This window comes from Rhizobium sp. FG96, from assembly GCF_057808655.1.
In genome coordinates this window covers 23,827-38,304 of record NZ_JBMDIL010000002.1, presented here as the reverse complement: position 1 = coordinate 38,304, position 14,478 = coordinate 23,827, and the positions used below count along the sequence as shown (strand labels likewise).

Annotated in this window: 13 protein-coding genes; 9 read left to right on the top strand and 4 right to left on the bottom strand. The window is 62.4% G+C overall.

Translation table 11 applies throughout. The features are described from left to right. Positions 1–126: 126 nt before the first annotated feature. Positions 127–1,260, bottom strand: a complete 1,134-nt coding sequence (locus ACODR6_RS03470; RefSeq protein ID WP_203431123.1) for an ABC transporter substrate-binding protein — start codon at positions 1,258–1,260, stop codon at positions 127–129. A 30-nt stretch (positions 1,261–1,290) separates the two neighbouring features. Then, the gene (locus tag ACODR6_RS03465) at positions 1,291–2,421 is read right to left on the bottom strand and encodes an ABC transporter ATP-binding protein (protein WP_413711888.1); all 1,131 of its coding nucleotides are present in this window, start codon (positions 2,419–2,421) and stop codon (positions 1,291–1,293) included. Positions 2,422–2,685: 264 nt separating this feature from the next. Between ACODR6_RS03465 and ACODR6_RS03460 the strand changes: the two genes are divergently transcribed. From ACODR6_RS03460 to ACODR6_RS03435, 6 genes are all read left to right on the top strand, one after another. After that, on the top strand, positions 2,686–3,720 hold the full coding sequence (locus tag ACODR6_RS03460; protein WP_489020775.1) for a Gfo/Idh/MocA family protein: 1,035 nt from the start codon (positions 2,686–2,688) through the stop codon (positions 3,718–3,720). Positions 3,721–3,731: 11 nt separating this feature from the next. Beyond that, on the top strand, positions 3,732–4,634 hold the full coding sequence (locus ACODR6_RS03455) for a sugar phosphate isomerase/epimerase family protein (RefSeq protein ID WP_489020773.1): 903 nt from the start codon (positions 3,732–3,734) through the stop codon (positions 4,632–4,634). A gap of 90 nt (positions 4,635–4,724) precedes the next feature. Continuing rightward, positions 4,725–5,984 (top strand): extracellular solute-binding protein, encoded by a 1,260-nt coding sequence (locus tag ACODR6_RS03450; protein ID WP_112712444.1) that lies wholly within the window; start codon positions 4,725–4,727, stop codon positions 5,982–5,984. A gap of 66 nt (positions 5,985–6,050) precedes the next feature. Further along, a complete protein-coding gene (locus ACODR6_RS03445; RefSeq protein ID WP_112712442.1) occupies positions 6,051–6,959 on the top strand; it encodes a carbohydrate ABC transporter permease in 909 nt (302 codons plus the stop codon). Continuing rightward, positions 6,956–7,843, top strand: coding sequence for a carbohydrate ABC transporter permease (locus tag ACODR6_RS03440; RefSeq protein WP_489020770.1), 888 nt, complete (start codon positions 6,956–6,958; stop codon positions 7,841–7,843). The genes ACODR6_RS03445 and ACODR6_RS03440 overlap by 4 nt, the downstream gene beginning before the upstream one ends. Before the next feature lie 46 nt (positions 7,844–7,889). Then, the gene (locus ACODR6_RS03435) at positions 7,890–8,966 is read left to right on the top strand and encodes an ABC transporter ATP-binding protein (RefSeq protein ID WP_489020768.1); all 1,077 of its coding nucleotides are present in this window, start codon (positions 7,890–7,892) and stop codon (positions 8,964–8,966) included. Positions 8,967–8,996: 30 nt separating this feature from the next. Here the strand turns inward: ACODR6_RS03435 and ACODR6_RS03430 are convergent, their stop codons facing one another. Further along, a complete protein-coding gene (locus ACODR6_RS03430) occupies positions 8,997–10,028 on the bottom strand; it encodes an aldo/keto reductase (RefSeq protein ID WP_489020766.1) in 1,032 nt (343 codons plus the stop codon). A gap of 97 nt (positions 10,029–10,125) precedes the next feature. Further along, the gene (locus ACODR6_RS03425; RefSeq protein WP_489020764.1) at positions 10,126–11,271 is read right to left on the bottom strand and encodes an alpha-hydroxy acid oxidase; all 1,146 of its coding nucleotides are present in this window, start codon (positions 11,269–11,271) and stop codon (positions 10,126–10,128) included. 323 nt (positions 11,272–11,594) lie between these two features. Here ACODR6_RS03425 and ACODR6_RS03420 point away from each other — a divergent pair, with 323 nt between their 5' ends. The 3 genes from ACODR6_RS03420 to ACODR6_RS03410 are packed head-to-tail and all read left to right on the top strand — an operon-like array spanning position 11,595 to position 14,443. Continuing rightward, positions 11,595–12,149 (top strand): MaoC family dehydratase, encoded by a 555-nt coding sequence (locus tag ACODR6_RS03420; protein WP_112712434.1) that lies wholly within the window; start codon positions 11,595–11,597, stop codon positions 12,147–12,149. 6 nt (positions 12,150–12,155) lie between these two features. After that, the gene (locus tag ACODR6_RS03415) at positions 12,156–13,316 is read left to right on the top strand and encodes a CaiB/BaiF CoA transferase family protein (protein ID WP_489020761.1); all 1,161 of its coding nucleotides are present in this window, start codon (positions 12,156–12,158) and stop codon (positions 13,314–13,316) included. Continuing rightward, entirely contained in the window at positions 13,313–14,443 is a 1,131-nt protein-coding gene (locus ACODR6_RS03410) for an extracellular solute-binding protein (RefSeq protein WP_489020759.1), read from the top strand. The genes ACODR6_RS03415 and ACODR6_RS03410 overlap by 4 nt, the downstream gene beginning before the upstream one ends. Positions 14,444–14,478: the final 35 nt, after the last annotated feature.

Below are 14,478 nucleotides of genomic sequence, written 5' to 3'. Positions count from 1 at the left end.
AGGGCCGGATGAGGGGGTGACAAGGTGGGGAGCGGCCTTACTTGCGCCGGCCGTTCGCTCCTTCGTCGCTCACCCCCCTCATCTGTCCTTCGGACATCTTCTCCCCGCTGGGGAGAAGACAGTGCGTTACTTCACCGACTGCTCGTAAGCCTCGAGGATCGCCGTGTTGTACTGGGCGATCGGGAAAGGCTTGCCCTTGGTGGCGAGATCTTCAGGCGTAATGTCCACGAAGAGCTTGTTCCAGGTGGCGTCGTCGAGCTTCGGCTTGACGAACTGCGCGTCGATACCCGGATACCAATTGAACTTCTTGACGATGCCGTCGGCCTGGACTTCCGGGCTGGTGGCGAGCGCGATGAACTTCTCGGCGAGATCCTTATGCGATGCCTTGGCCGGAACGACATAGTGCATCGGCTGGCCCGGCATGCCCGGAGCCGGCAGGACGAGTTTCAGCTCGGGCGGCAGCTGGCCGTTGGCCTGCCAGGAGTAGAACATGTCGACCCAGACCGGGCCCATGGCGATTTCGCCGCGCGACAGGAGGTCGAGCGTGCCGGCATTGCCCGGCGTCAGCGTCGCGTTCTTGGTGAAGTCGGCGAGGCTCTTGAAGGCATCGCCCCACTTGGCGGTTTCGTCCTGCTTGAACGGACCGGTCATCAGGTTGTTGGCATCGCCGCCGCCGAAGGCGTAGATCCAGCCCATGACGAAGCTGACGCCGGAAGCGCCGCCCTTGATGCCGTTATAACCGAACTGCTTCGGATGTTCCTTGGCCCATGCAGCGAGCTCGGTGTAGCTCTTCGGCGGGTTTGGAACGAGCGTCGGGTTATAGGCGATCGCCGTCTGGCTGTTGAACATCGGCATGACATAGCCGTCGACGTCGGAGCCGAGGGCGTTCTTGGCGTTGTCGCGGGAGACGAGCTTGCCGGTGTCGATCGCGCTGCGATACTTTTCGAGATAGCCCTTCTGGACCATTGGGCCGGCGAACTTTTCGTGGACGACGGCGACGTCGATATCCCAGTTGGCGGTGTTGGCGGCCTGCTGGGCGTCGAAGCGCTCGAGGATCTTCTGCGAGCCGGCATCGCCGGGACCGGTGCCGACGGCACGGACAGTGTTGCCCGGATAGGTCTTTTCAAAGAGCGGTCCGAGATACTGGTTGATGTAATCGACCATGTTCTGGTCGCCGGCGGTTGCGACGGTCAGCTCATCGGCCTTGACGGGCAGGGCGGCGAGGGCGACGGCGAAAGCTGCATAGGTCAGTCTTTTCATGAGTGCTCTCCAGGGTTCAAAGGAATAAAGTCATGCGTGGGCTTTCCCGGCCGCGGACCGGGAAATGGAAATGGCCGGGTTGGACTCCGGCGAATTGAAGAGGAAAAGCGCGTCAGGCCCGACATGGACCTGCACGCGGTCGCCGGGCTCGAAGGCGCGCGGCGCATCGGCCATGATCTCGCGATCGCCAAGCCGCACAGAATGGCGCCAGTGGCCGCCGGGATAGCTGACGGCGGTGACTTCGCCGGTGAAGGTCATGCCAGGGGCGGCAATCGGCGTATCCATCGGCAGGAGCTGCGCGGCTTCCGGGCGAAAACGGGCTTCGACCGCGCCGGACTGCAGCTGACGGCCGAGAAGTGCTACGCTGCCCGCGGCATTCGCAGGGCCCGCGGCGATATGGAAACTGTCGCCCTGCCGGCTGCCTTCCAGAAAGAGCACGTTCTCGGCGCCCATGAAGGCGGCGACGAAGGCCGAGGCCGGACGATTGTAGACATCTTCCGGCGTTCCCTGCTGGGCGATCTCGCCGGCATTCAGGATGACGATCCGGTCGGCCATGACCATCGCCTCTTCGCGATCGTGCGTGACGTGAACGGCGGTGATGCCGAGGCGCTTCTGCAGCGCGCGCAATTCGTGGCGCACCGTCAGGCGGATGCGGGCGTCGAGATTGGAGAGCGGTTCATCGAGCAGCAGGATCTCGGGGTCGACCGCCAGCGCGCGCCCAAGGGCGACACGCTGGCGCTGGCCGCCGGAGAGCGCTGCCGGTTTGCGCGCACCGAGTCCATCGAGACCGAGAAGTTTCTGCATGGCATTGACCCGCTCGGCGATCGCTGCCTTGGCGACACCCTTGAGCTTCAGGCCGTAGCCGATGTTCTGCGCCACCGTCATGTGCGGCCACAGCGCATAGGACTGGAAGACTAGCGCCATGCCGCGCTTGTCCGGCGGCATGTAGGTCACGTCGCGCTGGCGCACCGAGACGGTGCCGGAGGAGGGGGCGATGAAGCCTGCCAGAACGCGCAGCAGCGTCGTCTTTCCGCAGCCGGAAGAGCCGAGCAGCGCCACGAATTCGCCGCGCTGGATGCTGAGGTTGATATCGTTCAGAACCTTGGTGTTGCCATATCTGCAGGCAACAGAATTCAGTTCCAGAAACGCGTCCTGGTTCATCGTGTCTCCTCCCATTGCACGGCTGTGCAATCCGATCCCGAGCTTAGTAGAATGTTTGTTTAACAGCCAGATGACATGGCGGATTTTTTTGTGCTGCAGCGCAATGCAAAGCCGGCTAAGGCCGCGTTTATGCTCATGTTTTCCGCAGCATTTTCTCTAAATTAAGCCTGTCTTGACAGCAGGAAACGTTTCTGAATACTATCGTAAACGTTTACGGGATGCGTTTTCGGAGGATGGTTGAAGACGCGCCACGGGAGGAAATCAGTGAAACTGAATGCCGTTCTCTGCGGGTGCGGAGCTATGTCCAAAGGCTGGCTGCGCGCGATCAAGGAAACGCCGGCGCTGGCCGATGCGATCGCGATCAGGGGCCTCGTGGATTTGAATCCCGAGGTCGCGCAGGCGCTTGCCGCCGAGTTCGGTCTCGGCGACGCCGTGATCGGCACAGATCTCAACGACGTCATCGCGCAGACCAGGGCCGATATCGTCTTCGACGTCGTCATTCCCGCGGCCCGCTTTGCCGTCGTCTCTGCAGCGTTGAAGGCAGGTTGCCACGTGCTCAGCGAAAAGCCCATGGCGACTTCGCTGGTAGAGGGGGTTGCCCTGATCGATCTCGCCGCCGAGGCCGGCAAGGTCCACGCGATCATCCAGAACCGTCGCTTCATTTCGGGCGTGCGCCGCATGCGCCGTTTCGTCGAGAGCGGAGCGATCGGCGATCTCACCGGCATCCATTGCGACTTCTTCATCGCCCCGCATTTCGGCGGCTTCCGCGAGGAGATGGACAATGTCCTGCTGCTCGACATGGCGATCCACACCTTCGACGCGGCCCGCTACGTCGCCGGCAAGAAGCCGCTTGCCGTCTATTGCGTCGAGAAGAATCCGAAGGGTTCGTGGTACCGCCACGGCGCCTCGGCCAACGCTACCTTCGAGTTTGCCGACGACGTGGTCTTCACCTATCGCGGCTCCTGGTGCGCCGAAGGCGAGCGCACCAGCTGGGAAAGCGAATGGCGCCTCGTCGGCTCGAAGGGGATGCTCACCTGGGATGGCGCCGAGAATTTCAGCGCCGCCACCTCCGGCGCCGAACCCGGCCTGCTGCATGGCTTCACGTCCGTAGAGGTTCCAGGCCCCGAGCATGACGAAGAGACGCACGGCCATGCCAGCGTGATCGCCAGCTTCATCGAGGCGATCCGCTCGGGCCAGCGGCCGGAGACGGCCAGTTCCGACAATATCAGAAGCCTTGCCATGGTCTTCGGCGCCATCGAGAGCGCCAGGACGGGCAAGCGCGTCGAAATTTCAGCATAAGGAATGAGAACGTGAGCAACCCCGCAAAGTCCATCCGCATCGGCACCATGATCAGCGCCTCGAGTGGCGGCGCCGCCGAGCGCATCGGCCAGATCGCCGGCATGGGTTTCGAAAGCTTCGAGCCCTTCTTCTGGCAGACGACCAACGGCCAGGATATCGCCGAGCTCGGCAAGCGCTGCAAAGATGCGATCGGCGACCGCGACATCACGATCTCGACGCTGGGCATGTTCGGCAATCCGCTGGAGGAAACCGAGATCGACCTGCAGACGCTGCAGGGCTGGAAGGATTGCATCGACAACGCCCATCATTTCGGCGCCACCTGCGTAGCCGGCTTTACCGGCCGCATCCGCGGCAAGGTGCTGACCGACAGCCTGCCGCGCTACAAGCAGATCTGGAGCGAACTTGCCAAACGCGCCGCCGACAAGGGCGTCAGGATCGCCTTCGAAAACTGCGCCATGGACGGCAACTGGGCGACCGGCGACTGGAACATCGCCCACAATCCCGATGCCTGGGAGCTGATCTTCAACGAGACGCCAGATGACAATATCGGCCTCGAATGGGAACCCTGCCACCAGATGGTCTATCTCATCGAGCCGCTGCCGCAGATCCGCAAATGGGCCTCGAAGATCTTCCACGTTCACGGCAAGGACGCGACGATCCGCTGGGATGTCATCAGGGAACACGGCATCTTCGGCAAGGAAAAGTTCGTCTTCATGCGCACGCCGGGCTTCGGCGACAGCAACTGGACCGATATCATTTCCGAGCTTCGTCTCGCCGGCTGGTCGGGCTCGATCGATATCGAAGGCTGGCACGACCCTGTTTATCGCGACGCGCTGGAGATGACCGGCCAGGTCCATGCGCTGAACCATCTGAAACATGCAAGGGGCGGCGATTTTGTTGCTGATCCCGGCTGAGTGACCTATCGTGCGGCGTGCCGGCGGGGAGGCCAGGCGCGACGCTAACGTGACAGCTTTCGCGGCACAGCCGCTTTTTGGGAGGAAAGTATGAAAGCGATATCAAGACTTGCGTTCGCTCTCGGCGTCTCGATGCTGATATCAGGCACCGCTCACGCCGAGGACAAGACCTTCAAGATCTGGTGGTATGAAGACGCGGCGAGTGCCGCCGGCATCACCTGGAAGAAGGCGCTCGAAACCTTTCAGGAAAAGCACCCCGACGTCAAAGTTCAGTTCGAACTGAAGACCTTCGACCAGATCACAAAGTCCGGCACCATGATCCTCAATTCGGCCGAAGCGCCGGATCTGATGGAATATAACAAGGGCAATGCCGTTGCCGGTCTCGCCGCATCGCAGGGCCTGCTGACCGATCTCGGCGACGTTGCCAAGCAGCGCGGCTGGGACAAGGTTCTCTCCGATGCCAGCAACCAGCTGAGCCGCTATGACGAGAAGGGCATCTATGGCAACGGGCCGCTGATCGGCGTTGCCAATTACGGCGAATTCGTCTCGGTCTTCTACAACGAGAACATGTTCAAGGAAGCCGGCGTCGAAGTGCCGAAGACGCTGGAAGACATGGAAAAGGTGATGGATGTCTTCGTCAAGAAGGGCATCACCCCCATTGCCGAAGCTGCCAACGATTATCCGGCACAGCACCTGATGTATCTCTTCGCGCTGTCGAAGGCGGATGCGAAGTGGGTCAACGATTTCCAGGCGATCCGCGCGCCGCTCGACTCGGCTCCCTTCGTCTATGCCGGCCAGAAGCTGCAGGAATGGGTCAAGAAGGGCTATATTTCCAAGGATTCGACCGGCCTGAAGGCGCCTGACATGGCGAACCTGTTCGAAACCGGCAAGTCGCCGATGGTGGTCACCGGCACCTGGTATGGCGCCCAGTTCGGCGCGATCAAGAACTTCAAGGCCAGCCAGTTCCTGTTCCCGGGCAATGTCATCTCGCCGGCTTCGACCGGCAACATCTGGGTCGTTCCGAAGAACGCCAAGAACAAGGACCTCGCCTACGACTTCATCGACATCACGCTGTCGAAGGACAACCAGGCCCTGTTCGGCAATTCCGGCGGTCTGCCTATCGCTGCCGATCCGGCCATGGTCACCGATCCCGTCGGCAAGATCGAGGTCGAGCTCTTCAACAAGCTGGTCGCGCAGAACGGCCTCGGCTTCTATCCCGACTGGCCGGTCCCCGGCTATTACGACGTCATGCTGAAGGCGACGCAGGCGGTCATCGGCGGTTCGGTCACTCCCGAAGAATTCGCCGAGCGCCTGAAGGAGCCCTACGACGAAGTCCAGGGCGACCAGTAACAGATATGCCGCGACCGGCAGGGCGCTGCGGCGCCCTGCCAATTCTCGAATGACGCTGGAGGAAATATGTCGGGCGCATCCTCGGACGCACAGCCGGGCAGGGTCTATTGGTTCTACCTCATTCCCGGAATGCTTGGCTTCGTCACCATCATCCTCGTCCCCTTCGTCATGAACCTGATGATCAGCTTCACGACGTGGAAGGGCATCGGCATCCCGAAATTCGCCGGTCTGCGCAATTACGAGCGGCTGCTGACGGATGACACGTTCTGGCATTCGCTGGTCAACACGGCCGCCTTCGTCTTCGCCATGGCGATCATCCCGACGGCGATCGGGGTGCTGCTTGCGGCACTGCTCTTCGACTATATCAGCTCGCGCTTTTCCAATGCGCTCGCCAGCTTCTTCCGGGCGGGCTTCTATCTGCCGCAGATCCTGCCGGTCTCGGCCGCGGGTATCCTCTGGGGCTGGATGCTGAACCCGTTCGGCATCGTCAACGCCATGCTCGATGCCACCGGTCTCGGAAGCCTGAAGCAGAACTGGCTCGGCGAACCGCAGCTGGCGCTATGGGCGATCATGGTCGTCATGGTCTGGCTGCAGCTCGGCTATTGCCTCGTCGTCTTCATGTCGGGCCTCGCCCGCGTCGATCCCTCGCTGCAGGAAGCCGCCGAGCTCGATGGCGCCGCCTGGCTGCCGCGCTTCTGGACGATCACCGTTCCGCTTCTGAAGCCGGAGATCTTCGTGGTCGGCCTGACGACGACCATTGCCGCGCTCAAGGTCTTCGCGCCGATCTTCGTGCTGACTTCGGGCGGGCCCGACAACGCCACGATGGTGCCGTCGCAGATGTCCTACCACGAGTTCTTCGCGACCAACCGCGTCGGATATGGTGCGGCCATCACCACGGCGCAGATGCTGATGACCCTCGTCATCTGCTTCATCTTCATCCGCATCCAGGCACGCCATACGGAGAATGACCGATGAGTGAAGCGGCGATCGCGCTCGATACCTCCAGCAAGGCTGCACACGTGACATCGGCAGGATCCATGTACGGATCGTCGCGCTGGTGGGTGCTGGCTGCCATCTCCTTCGCGCTCATCCTGTTCCTCTGCCCCTTCGTGCTGGCCTTCACCAACGCGATCAGGACGCCTGAGGACTACGGCACCTGGGGGCCGCTGGCTTTCCCGCGCAGCTTCGATCTGACAGCGCTGAAGACCTTCTGGAACAATGTCGATTTCACGCAGAAGCTGATCAACAGCACAATCATCAGCGCATCGACCGCCGTCATCGCGGTGCTGCTGAGCCTGCTCAATGCCTATGCCTTCGGGGTCGGCCGGGTGAAGGGCAGCAAGTATATGCTGACCATCCTGCTGGTCGGCATCATGATCCCGCATGAATCGCTGGTCTATCCGATCTATTATCTCTCGAAGGCCGTCGGGCTTTTCGACACGATCTGGTCCGTCATCATCGTCTTCTCGGTGCTGCAGAGCGCCTTCGGCACCTATCTTCTCTCCTCGGTGATGACCGCCTTTCCCCGCGAGATCATCGAGGCAGCCGAGATGGACGGCGCGACGCCGTGGAAGATCCTCTGGACCATCGTCGTGCCGATGCTGATGCCGACGCTCGCCGTGCTCGCGACCTTCTTCTTTATCTGGACCTGGAACGAATTCCTGCTGCCGCTGGTGCTCTTGGTCTCGAACTTCAACCAGACGGTCTCGGTCTCCATGGGCGTGCTCAACGGGCAATTCGTGCAGACGCCGACGACGACGGCCGCCGCCGCCCTGCTGGGCATTGCGCCGACATTGATCTTCTTCCTGATCTTCCAGCGCACCCTGACGCGCGGCATCGCGGTGGGGGCCGTTAAATGATGGCAATGACAAATCCGCTCTTCGTTCCAATCACAGGTCGCCGCGCATGAACCAGGATATCCAGATCGAGCTCTCGGGAATCGAGAAGCATTACGGCGCCTACCACGCCCTCAAGAATATCAATCTGACGATCCCGAAGGGGCAATTCGTGGCGCTGGTCGGCCCTTCCGGCTGCGGAAAGTCGACGTTGCTGCGCTCGCTCGCGGGGCTGGAACGGATCACCGGCGGCACGATGAAGATCGCCGGCGACGTGATGAACGACGTGCCGCCGCGCATGCGCGATATCGCCATGGTGTTCCAGTCCTACGCGCTCTACCCGCATATGACGGTGGAGCAGAACCTCACTTATTCGCTGCGGATGCGGAAGGTCCCGAAGCCCGAGGCGAAGCGCAAGGCTGAGGAAGTGGCGACGATCGCCGGCTTGAGCGGTCTCCTGGATCGCTATCCGCGTCAACTGTCGGGCGGCCAGCGCCAGCGTGTCGCCATGGGCCGCGCCATCATCCGCAATCCCAAGGCCTTCCTGTTCGACGAGCCGCTTTCCAATCTGGATGCTGCATTGCGCGTCTCGATGCGCAAGGAAATCCGCGCCTTGCACGACCGGCTGCATGCGACATCGGTCTACGTCACCCACGACCAGATCGAAGCCATGACCATGGCCGACCATGTCGTCGTCATGCGCGACGGCATCATCGAACAGCAAGGCAAGCCGCTCGATCTCTATGACAGGCCGGCTAACAAGTTCGTCGGCGGTTTCATCGGCTCACCGGCGATGAATTTCGTCCCGGCCGTCGTCGGTGAAGACGGACGGAGCCTGATCCTGGATTTCGGAACGGTGAAGCAAACAATCGCCTCCGGCCACCAGCTGCAGCCGGGCCTCAAGGTGACGGCAGGACTTCGGCCCGAACATCTCGGGATTACCGGTCCGGGCCAAGGCACCTTCGACGTGCCGGTCGCCTTCGTGGAATCGACGGGCTCGTCGACCTTCGTCGCGACCGCAACGACGCCGGAGCTGACGATCGTCCAGACGGGCCGCAGCGGTGCGCATGCCGGCGAAACCATCGGTGTCACCGTCGATCCGGCCCATCTTCATCTTTTCGACGAAACGAGCGGCGTCAGGCTCTGACGCCGCTCTCAATCTTCAGTGAACCGGGCTTCAGCGTCCGCCTTCCATCTTGCGGTGGCGCTGGTTGGTGCCGTTGACGCCGTAGGGATATTGGCCGGGCGCCGGCGCGCTGATGTCGGTCAGCCGCTGCGTCTCTTCGTCCGAGAGCGTCAGCTTGGCGGCGCCGAGATTGTCGGCGAGCTGCTCGGTGGTGCGGGCGCCGAGAATGACCGAGGTGACGGCCGGGCGCGCCGCGACCCAGGCGAGTGCCACCTGCGCCATGCTGACGCCGCGTGCCCTGGCGATTTCCTCGACGGTGGCGATGATATCCCAGGTGCGCTCCTGCGCATTGCGGGCCTCATAAGCCTCGCCGCCGCGCTTCGGATTTTCGCCGAGACGGGTGGCACCCGTCGGCATCTGGTCGCGCTTGTATTTGCCCGTCAGCCAGCCGCCGCCGAGCGGCGACCAGGGAAGCAGGCCCATGCCGGCGTCCTGGCAGGCAGCGACGATCTCGAGCTCGATATCGCGCATCAGCAGATTGTACTGCGGCTGCAGCGTGACCGGGCGCGTATAGCCCTGCGCCTTGGCAATCTCGGAGGCCTTGGCAATGTGCCAGCCGACATAGTTCGAGAAGCCGTAATAGCCGATCTTGCCGGCCGAAACGGCGTCGTCGAGGAAGCGCAGCGTCTCCTCGATCGGCGTCAGCGCGTCCCAGGCATGCATCTGGTAGAGATCGATATGCTCGACGCCGAGGCGTTTCAGCGAGGCGTTGAGCGCAGCATGCAGATGCTTGCGCGACAGGCCGATATCGTTGGGGCCGTCGCCCATCGGGAAGCGGCCCTTGGTGGCGATCACGGCCTGCTTGGCCTCCGTAGGCCGGGCCTTCAGCCAGCGTCCGGTGATCTCTTCGGAGACGCCGGCGCTATAGACGTCCGCGGTATCGATGAAATTGCCGCCCCAGGCGAAATAGTCGTCGAGCAGCTTGTGCGAAGTGGCTTCATCCGACTCCGCGCCGAATGTCATGGTCCCGAGGCAATAGGCGGTCACGATCGTGCCGCTCGGGCCGAGCTTGCGATAATCCATTGAAAATCCTCCATTTCAAAAGACATGGCAAGCTACCGCGCCGTGCCGTCACACACAACGCTTGCTCTCTCAATCGTGAACGGCTGGAGCGGCCGGATTAGCGGAAACGGACGTTCGCGCGTGTCAGCTGGTCGACCGACGAGCAGCCCATCAGCTTCATGCCGCGCTCGAGCTCGGCCTGCATCAGCGTCAGCGCCCGCTCCACCCCGGCCTGGCCGGCACCGGCGAGCGGGAAGAGGTAGTAGCGGCCGAGGCCAACTGCCTTGGCGCCAAGCGATAGCGCCTTCAGCACATGCGTGCCGCGCTGCACGCCGCCATCGATCATCACGTCGATCTTGTCGCCGACGGCATCGACGATTTCGGCCAGCTGGTCGAAGCCGCTGCGCGAGCCATCGAGCTGGCGGCCGCCGTGGTTCGACAGCACGATGCCGGTGCAGCCGATATCGATGGCGCGCTTGGCGTCCTCGACGGTCATGATGCCCTTGAGGCAGAACTGGCCGCCCCAGGTCTTCACCATTTCGGCGACATCGTCCCAGTTCATGGCGGGATCGAGCATCTCGGTGAAATAGCGGCTGATCGACATGGTGCCGCTGCCCATGTCGACATGGCTGTCGAGCTGCGGCAGCTTGAACTTCTCATGCGTGAAGAAGTTGAGCGCCCAGCCCGGTTTGACGGCGAATTGCGCGATGCCCGCGAGGTTCAGTCGGAAGGGGATGGAAAAACCGGTACGCTTGTCGCGCTCGCGGTTGCCGCCGGTAATGCTGTCGACGGTCAGCATCATCACCTGGACGCCTGCTTCCTTGGCGCGCGCCATCATCTCGCGGTTGAGGCCACGGTCCTTGTGGAAATAGAATTGATAGGCCTGCGGCGCGCCGCTGATCCGCCGCGCTTCCTCGAGGCTCACCGTGCCCAGCGAGGAGACGCCGAACATCGTGCCGAACTTGCCGGCAGCACGCGCCACTGCGCGCTCGCCCTCGTGATGGAACAGCCGCTGCAGCGCCGTCGGCGAGCAATAGACCGGCATCGCCAGCCGCTGGCCCATGACCGTGACCGACATATCGACATTGCTGACGCCGCGCAGAACGCTCGGCAGCAGATCGCAGCTTTCGAAGGAGGATGTGTTGCGCCGGTAGGTCACCTCGTCGTCAGCCGCGCCATCGATGTAGTTGAAGATCGGGCCGGGAAGGCGGCGCTTCGCGAGGCGGCGGAAGTCGTGGAAGTTATGGCAATCCGTAAGGCGCATGTTTTTTGGACCAGAATCTCGTTGTCGCAGGGCTCTGCTTGCTTGGGATTGATCGGCGGCGCATCCTATTATGGATGGAGCGCGCTCTTCTATTTTAGGAGTTTGGCGCGGCGCGGCTGAAGATATCAAGGCCGCTAGCGCCTTTATACACATCGATGCGGCGCGGTCGATGAATCTGCGGCTCTCATTCTCTCTCTCTGCCTCCCAGCTCTCGCGGCATTCACGCCGCGCCTTCTGTCTTGGCACAAACTTACGGGACTTGCAAAGATCACTCATATGTGAAAATGATCTTCACATAAGAAAACTCATCGCCGGGAGGAGGCATGATCGTGGGCCAGGAGCCGACAGTCGGGATTTCGTCCACGCATCCGTCCGACATGCCGCAGGCGCATGCCGATCTGCCGGTCTGGAATGCCGAAAACTGGTTCTATGAGGACTGGCCGGAGGGCCAGAAGATCCGCTCGTTGCGCCGCACGATCGGCGAGAGCGACAGCCACCTCTTCAATGTGCTGGTGACCGACATCCATCCCTATGTGCAGGATCAGATGTTTGCGGAGAAGGAAGGCGTCTTCGGGCGCCGGCTCGTTGCCGGTGCCTTCGTCTTCTCGGCCGGGCTCGGGCTTGTCGCCACCAACTGCGTCAACGCCTTTTCCTACGGCTACGACAAGCTGCGCTTCATCAAGCCGGTCTTTATCGGCGACACGATCTACACGATCCGCACCAACCTCGACAAACGCCCCCGCTACAAGGAGCTCGGCCTGATCAGGGCGAGCTACGAGGTCTTCAAGGGCGAGGGCGAACTGGTGCTCTACTGCGAGCACCTGCAAACGGTGAAATACAGGAACCCGGCCGATTTTGCCGGCCAGACAGAAAAGTAAGATGCAATGACGCAATCCAGCGATCTTCCCCTGAGCGGCCTTGTCGTCGTCGACATGAGCCAGTTCCTCTCCGGCCCCTATTGTTCGCTGCGCCTGATGGATCTCGGTGCGCGGGTCATCAAGATCGAGCGGCCCGACGGCGGCGATCTCTCGCGCCGGCTCTATCTCAGCGACACCGAAATCGGCGGTGACTCGACGATCTTCCACGCCATCAACCGCGCCAAGGAAAGCCTGGCGATCGACCTGAAGAACGAGGCCGACCTGAAGGCGCTGCGCACGCTGCTTCTGAAGGCCGATGTGCTGATCCAGAACTTCCGGCCGGGTGTCATCGAACGGCTTGGGCTGCACTACGATGCGGTCAAGGAGATCAACCCGCGCCTCGTCTATGCGTCGATCAGCGGCTATGGCGAAGAAGGTCCTTGGGTGAAGCGCCCCGGCCAGGATCTTTTGGCGCAATCGCGCTCCGGTGTGATGTGGCTGAATGGCGATGAGGACCAAGGACCGGTGCCGTTCGGTCTGGCGATCGGCGATATGCTCGCCGGTGCCGCTGCCTGCCAGGGTATCCTTGCGGCCCTCGTTCGCCGGGGGATCAACGGCAAGGGGGCGCATGTCGAGACCAGCCTGCTCGAGGCGCTCGTCGACTTCCAGTTCGAGGTGCTGACCACGCATTTGAATGATGGCAAGCGGCTGCCGAAGCGGTCGAATTTCCGAAGCGCCCATGCCTATCTCGCCGCTCCCTACGGCGTTTACGCCGCTGCGGACGGCTATCTGGCGATCGCCATGACGCCGATCCCGAAGCTTGCCGATCTTCTGGAAATGCCGGAACTCGATCCCTATCGCGACGATCCCTCAAGCTGGTTCCAGCAGCGTGACCTGATCAAGGAACTGATCGCCAGGCGGATTGCCACGAAGACCATCGACGAGTGGCTGGCAATCCTGGAGCCCGCCGATATCTGGTGCGCCAAGGTGCTGAACTGGAACGAACTGATGGAGAGCGACGGCTTCAAGTCGCTCGATATGCTGCAGACGGTGACCCGCGAGGACAACGTTTCCATTCTGACCACCCGCTCGCCGCTCCGCGTCGATGGCGCCCGGCCGGTCTTTCATCGTGCCGCGCCGCGCATCGGCGAACACAGTGCGGCCATCCGCGAGGAGTTCGGGCTATGAGCAAGATCACGCTGAAGGGAATGACCTGGAACCATCCGCGTGGTTACGACCCGATGGTTGCCTGCTCGCGGCTGTTCGAGGAGCAGACGGGCACTGCAATCCATTGGGAAAAGCGGTCGCTGCAGGACTTCGAGACCTATCCGGTCGAGGAACTGGCGCGCGCCCATGACCTGATCGTCATCGATCACCCGCATGTCGGGCAGATCACCGGCGAGAAGTGCCTGTTGCCACTCGATGTGCCCGGCCGCGAGGCCGAGCGCGAAGCCTTGAAGAAGGGCAGCGTCGGCGCCTCCTATCCGAGCTACCTCTGGGACGGGCGCCAGTGGGGCTTCCCGATCGATGCCGCAACGCAGGTGCAGGCCTACCGTCCGGACCGGATCGAAAAGCCCGCCACGACCTGGCAGGAGGTTCTTGATCTCGCCCGAAAAGGGCAGGTGCTGCTGCCGCTCCGCCCGCCGCATACGCTGATGACCTTCTATACGCTGTCCGCCAATCGCGGTCATCCGTGCCGGACGGAAGCCGGTCAATTGATCGATCCGGCCGCTGGCGCCGAAACCGTCGAGATGATGCGGGAGATTGCTGACCTCATCGACCCCGAATGTTTCGAGATGGATCCGATCGCGGTCTTCGAGCGCATGGCGCTTGCCGATAGCCCGATTGCCTGCGTGCCGTTGATCTACGGCTACATCAATTATTCGATCGACGGTTTCCGCGAGAGCCTGATCAAGTTCGCCGACATTCCGGTCGCCGGAAATCTCGGTCCGGTCGGCTCGGCGCTGGGCGGCACCGGCATTGCGGTTTCGGCCTTCTCAAGCCATCCGCAGCAGGCGCTCGACTTCGCCTACTGGATCTCCGGCGCCGACATCCAGCGCAGTCTCTATACGACCTCGGGCGGTCAGGCCGGGCATGCCGCTGCATGGGAAGACGACGCTGCGAACGCGGCGACGGCCGACTTCTACCGCGGTACCCGCGCCACCCTCGAGGGCGCCTGGGTCCGGCCCCGGCACGATGGCTACATGGCCTTCCAGCAGCGGGGATCCGACAGGCTGAATGAAGGCCTGAAGGCAAAGCAGAGCGCAGCGGTGATCGTTGCCGATCTGAACAGGCTCTTTGCAGAGAGCTTCTGAAGCACTGCCGTCGTGGCGCCCGGTTCCGTGTCCGG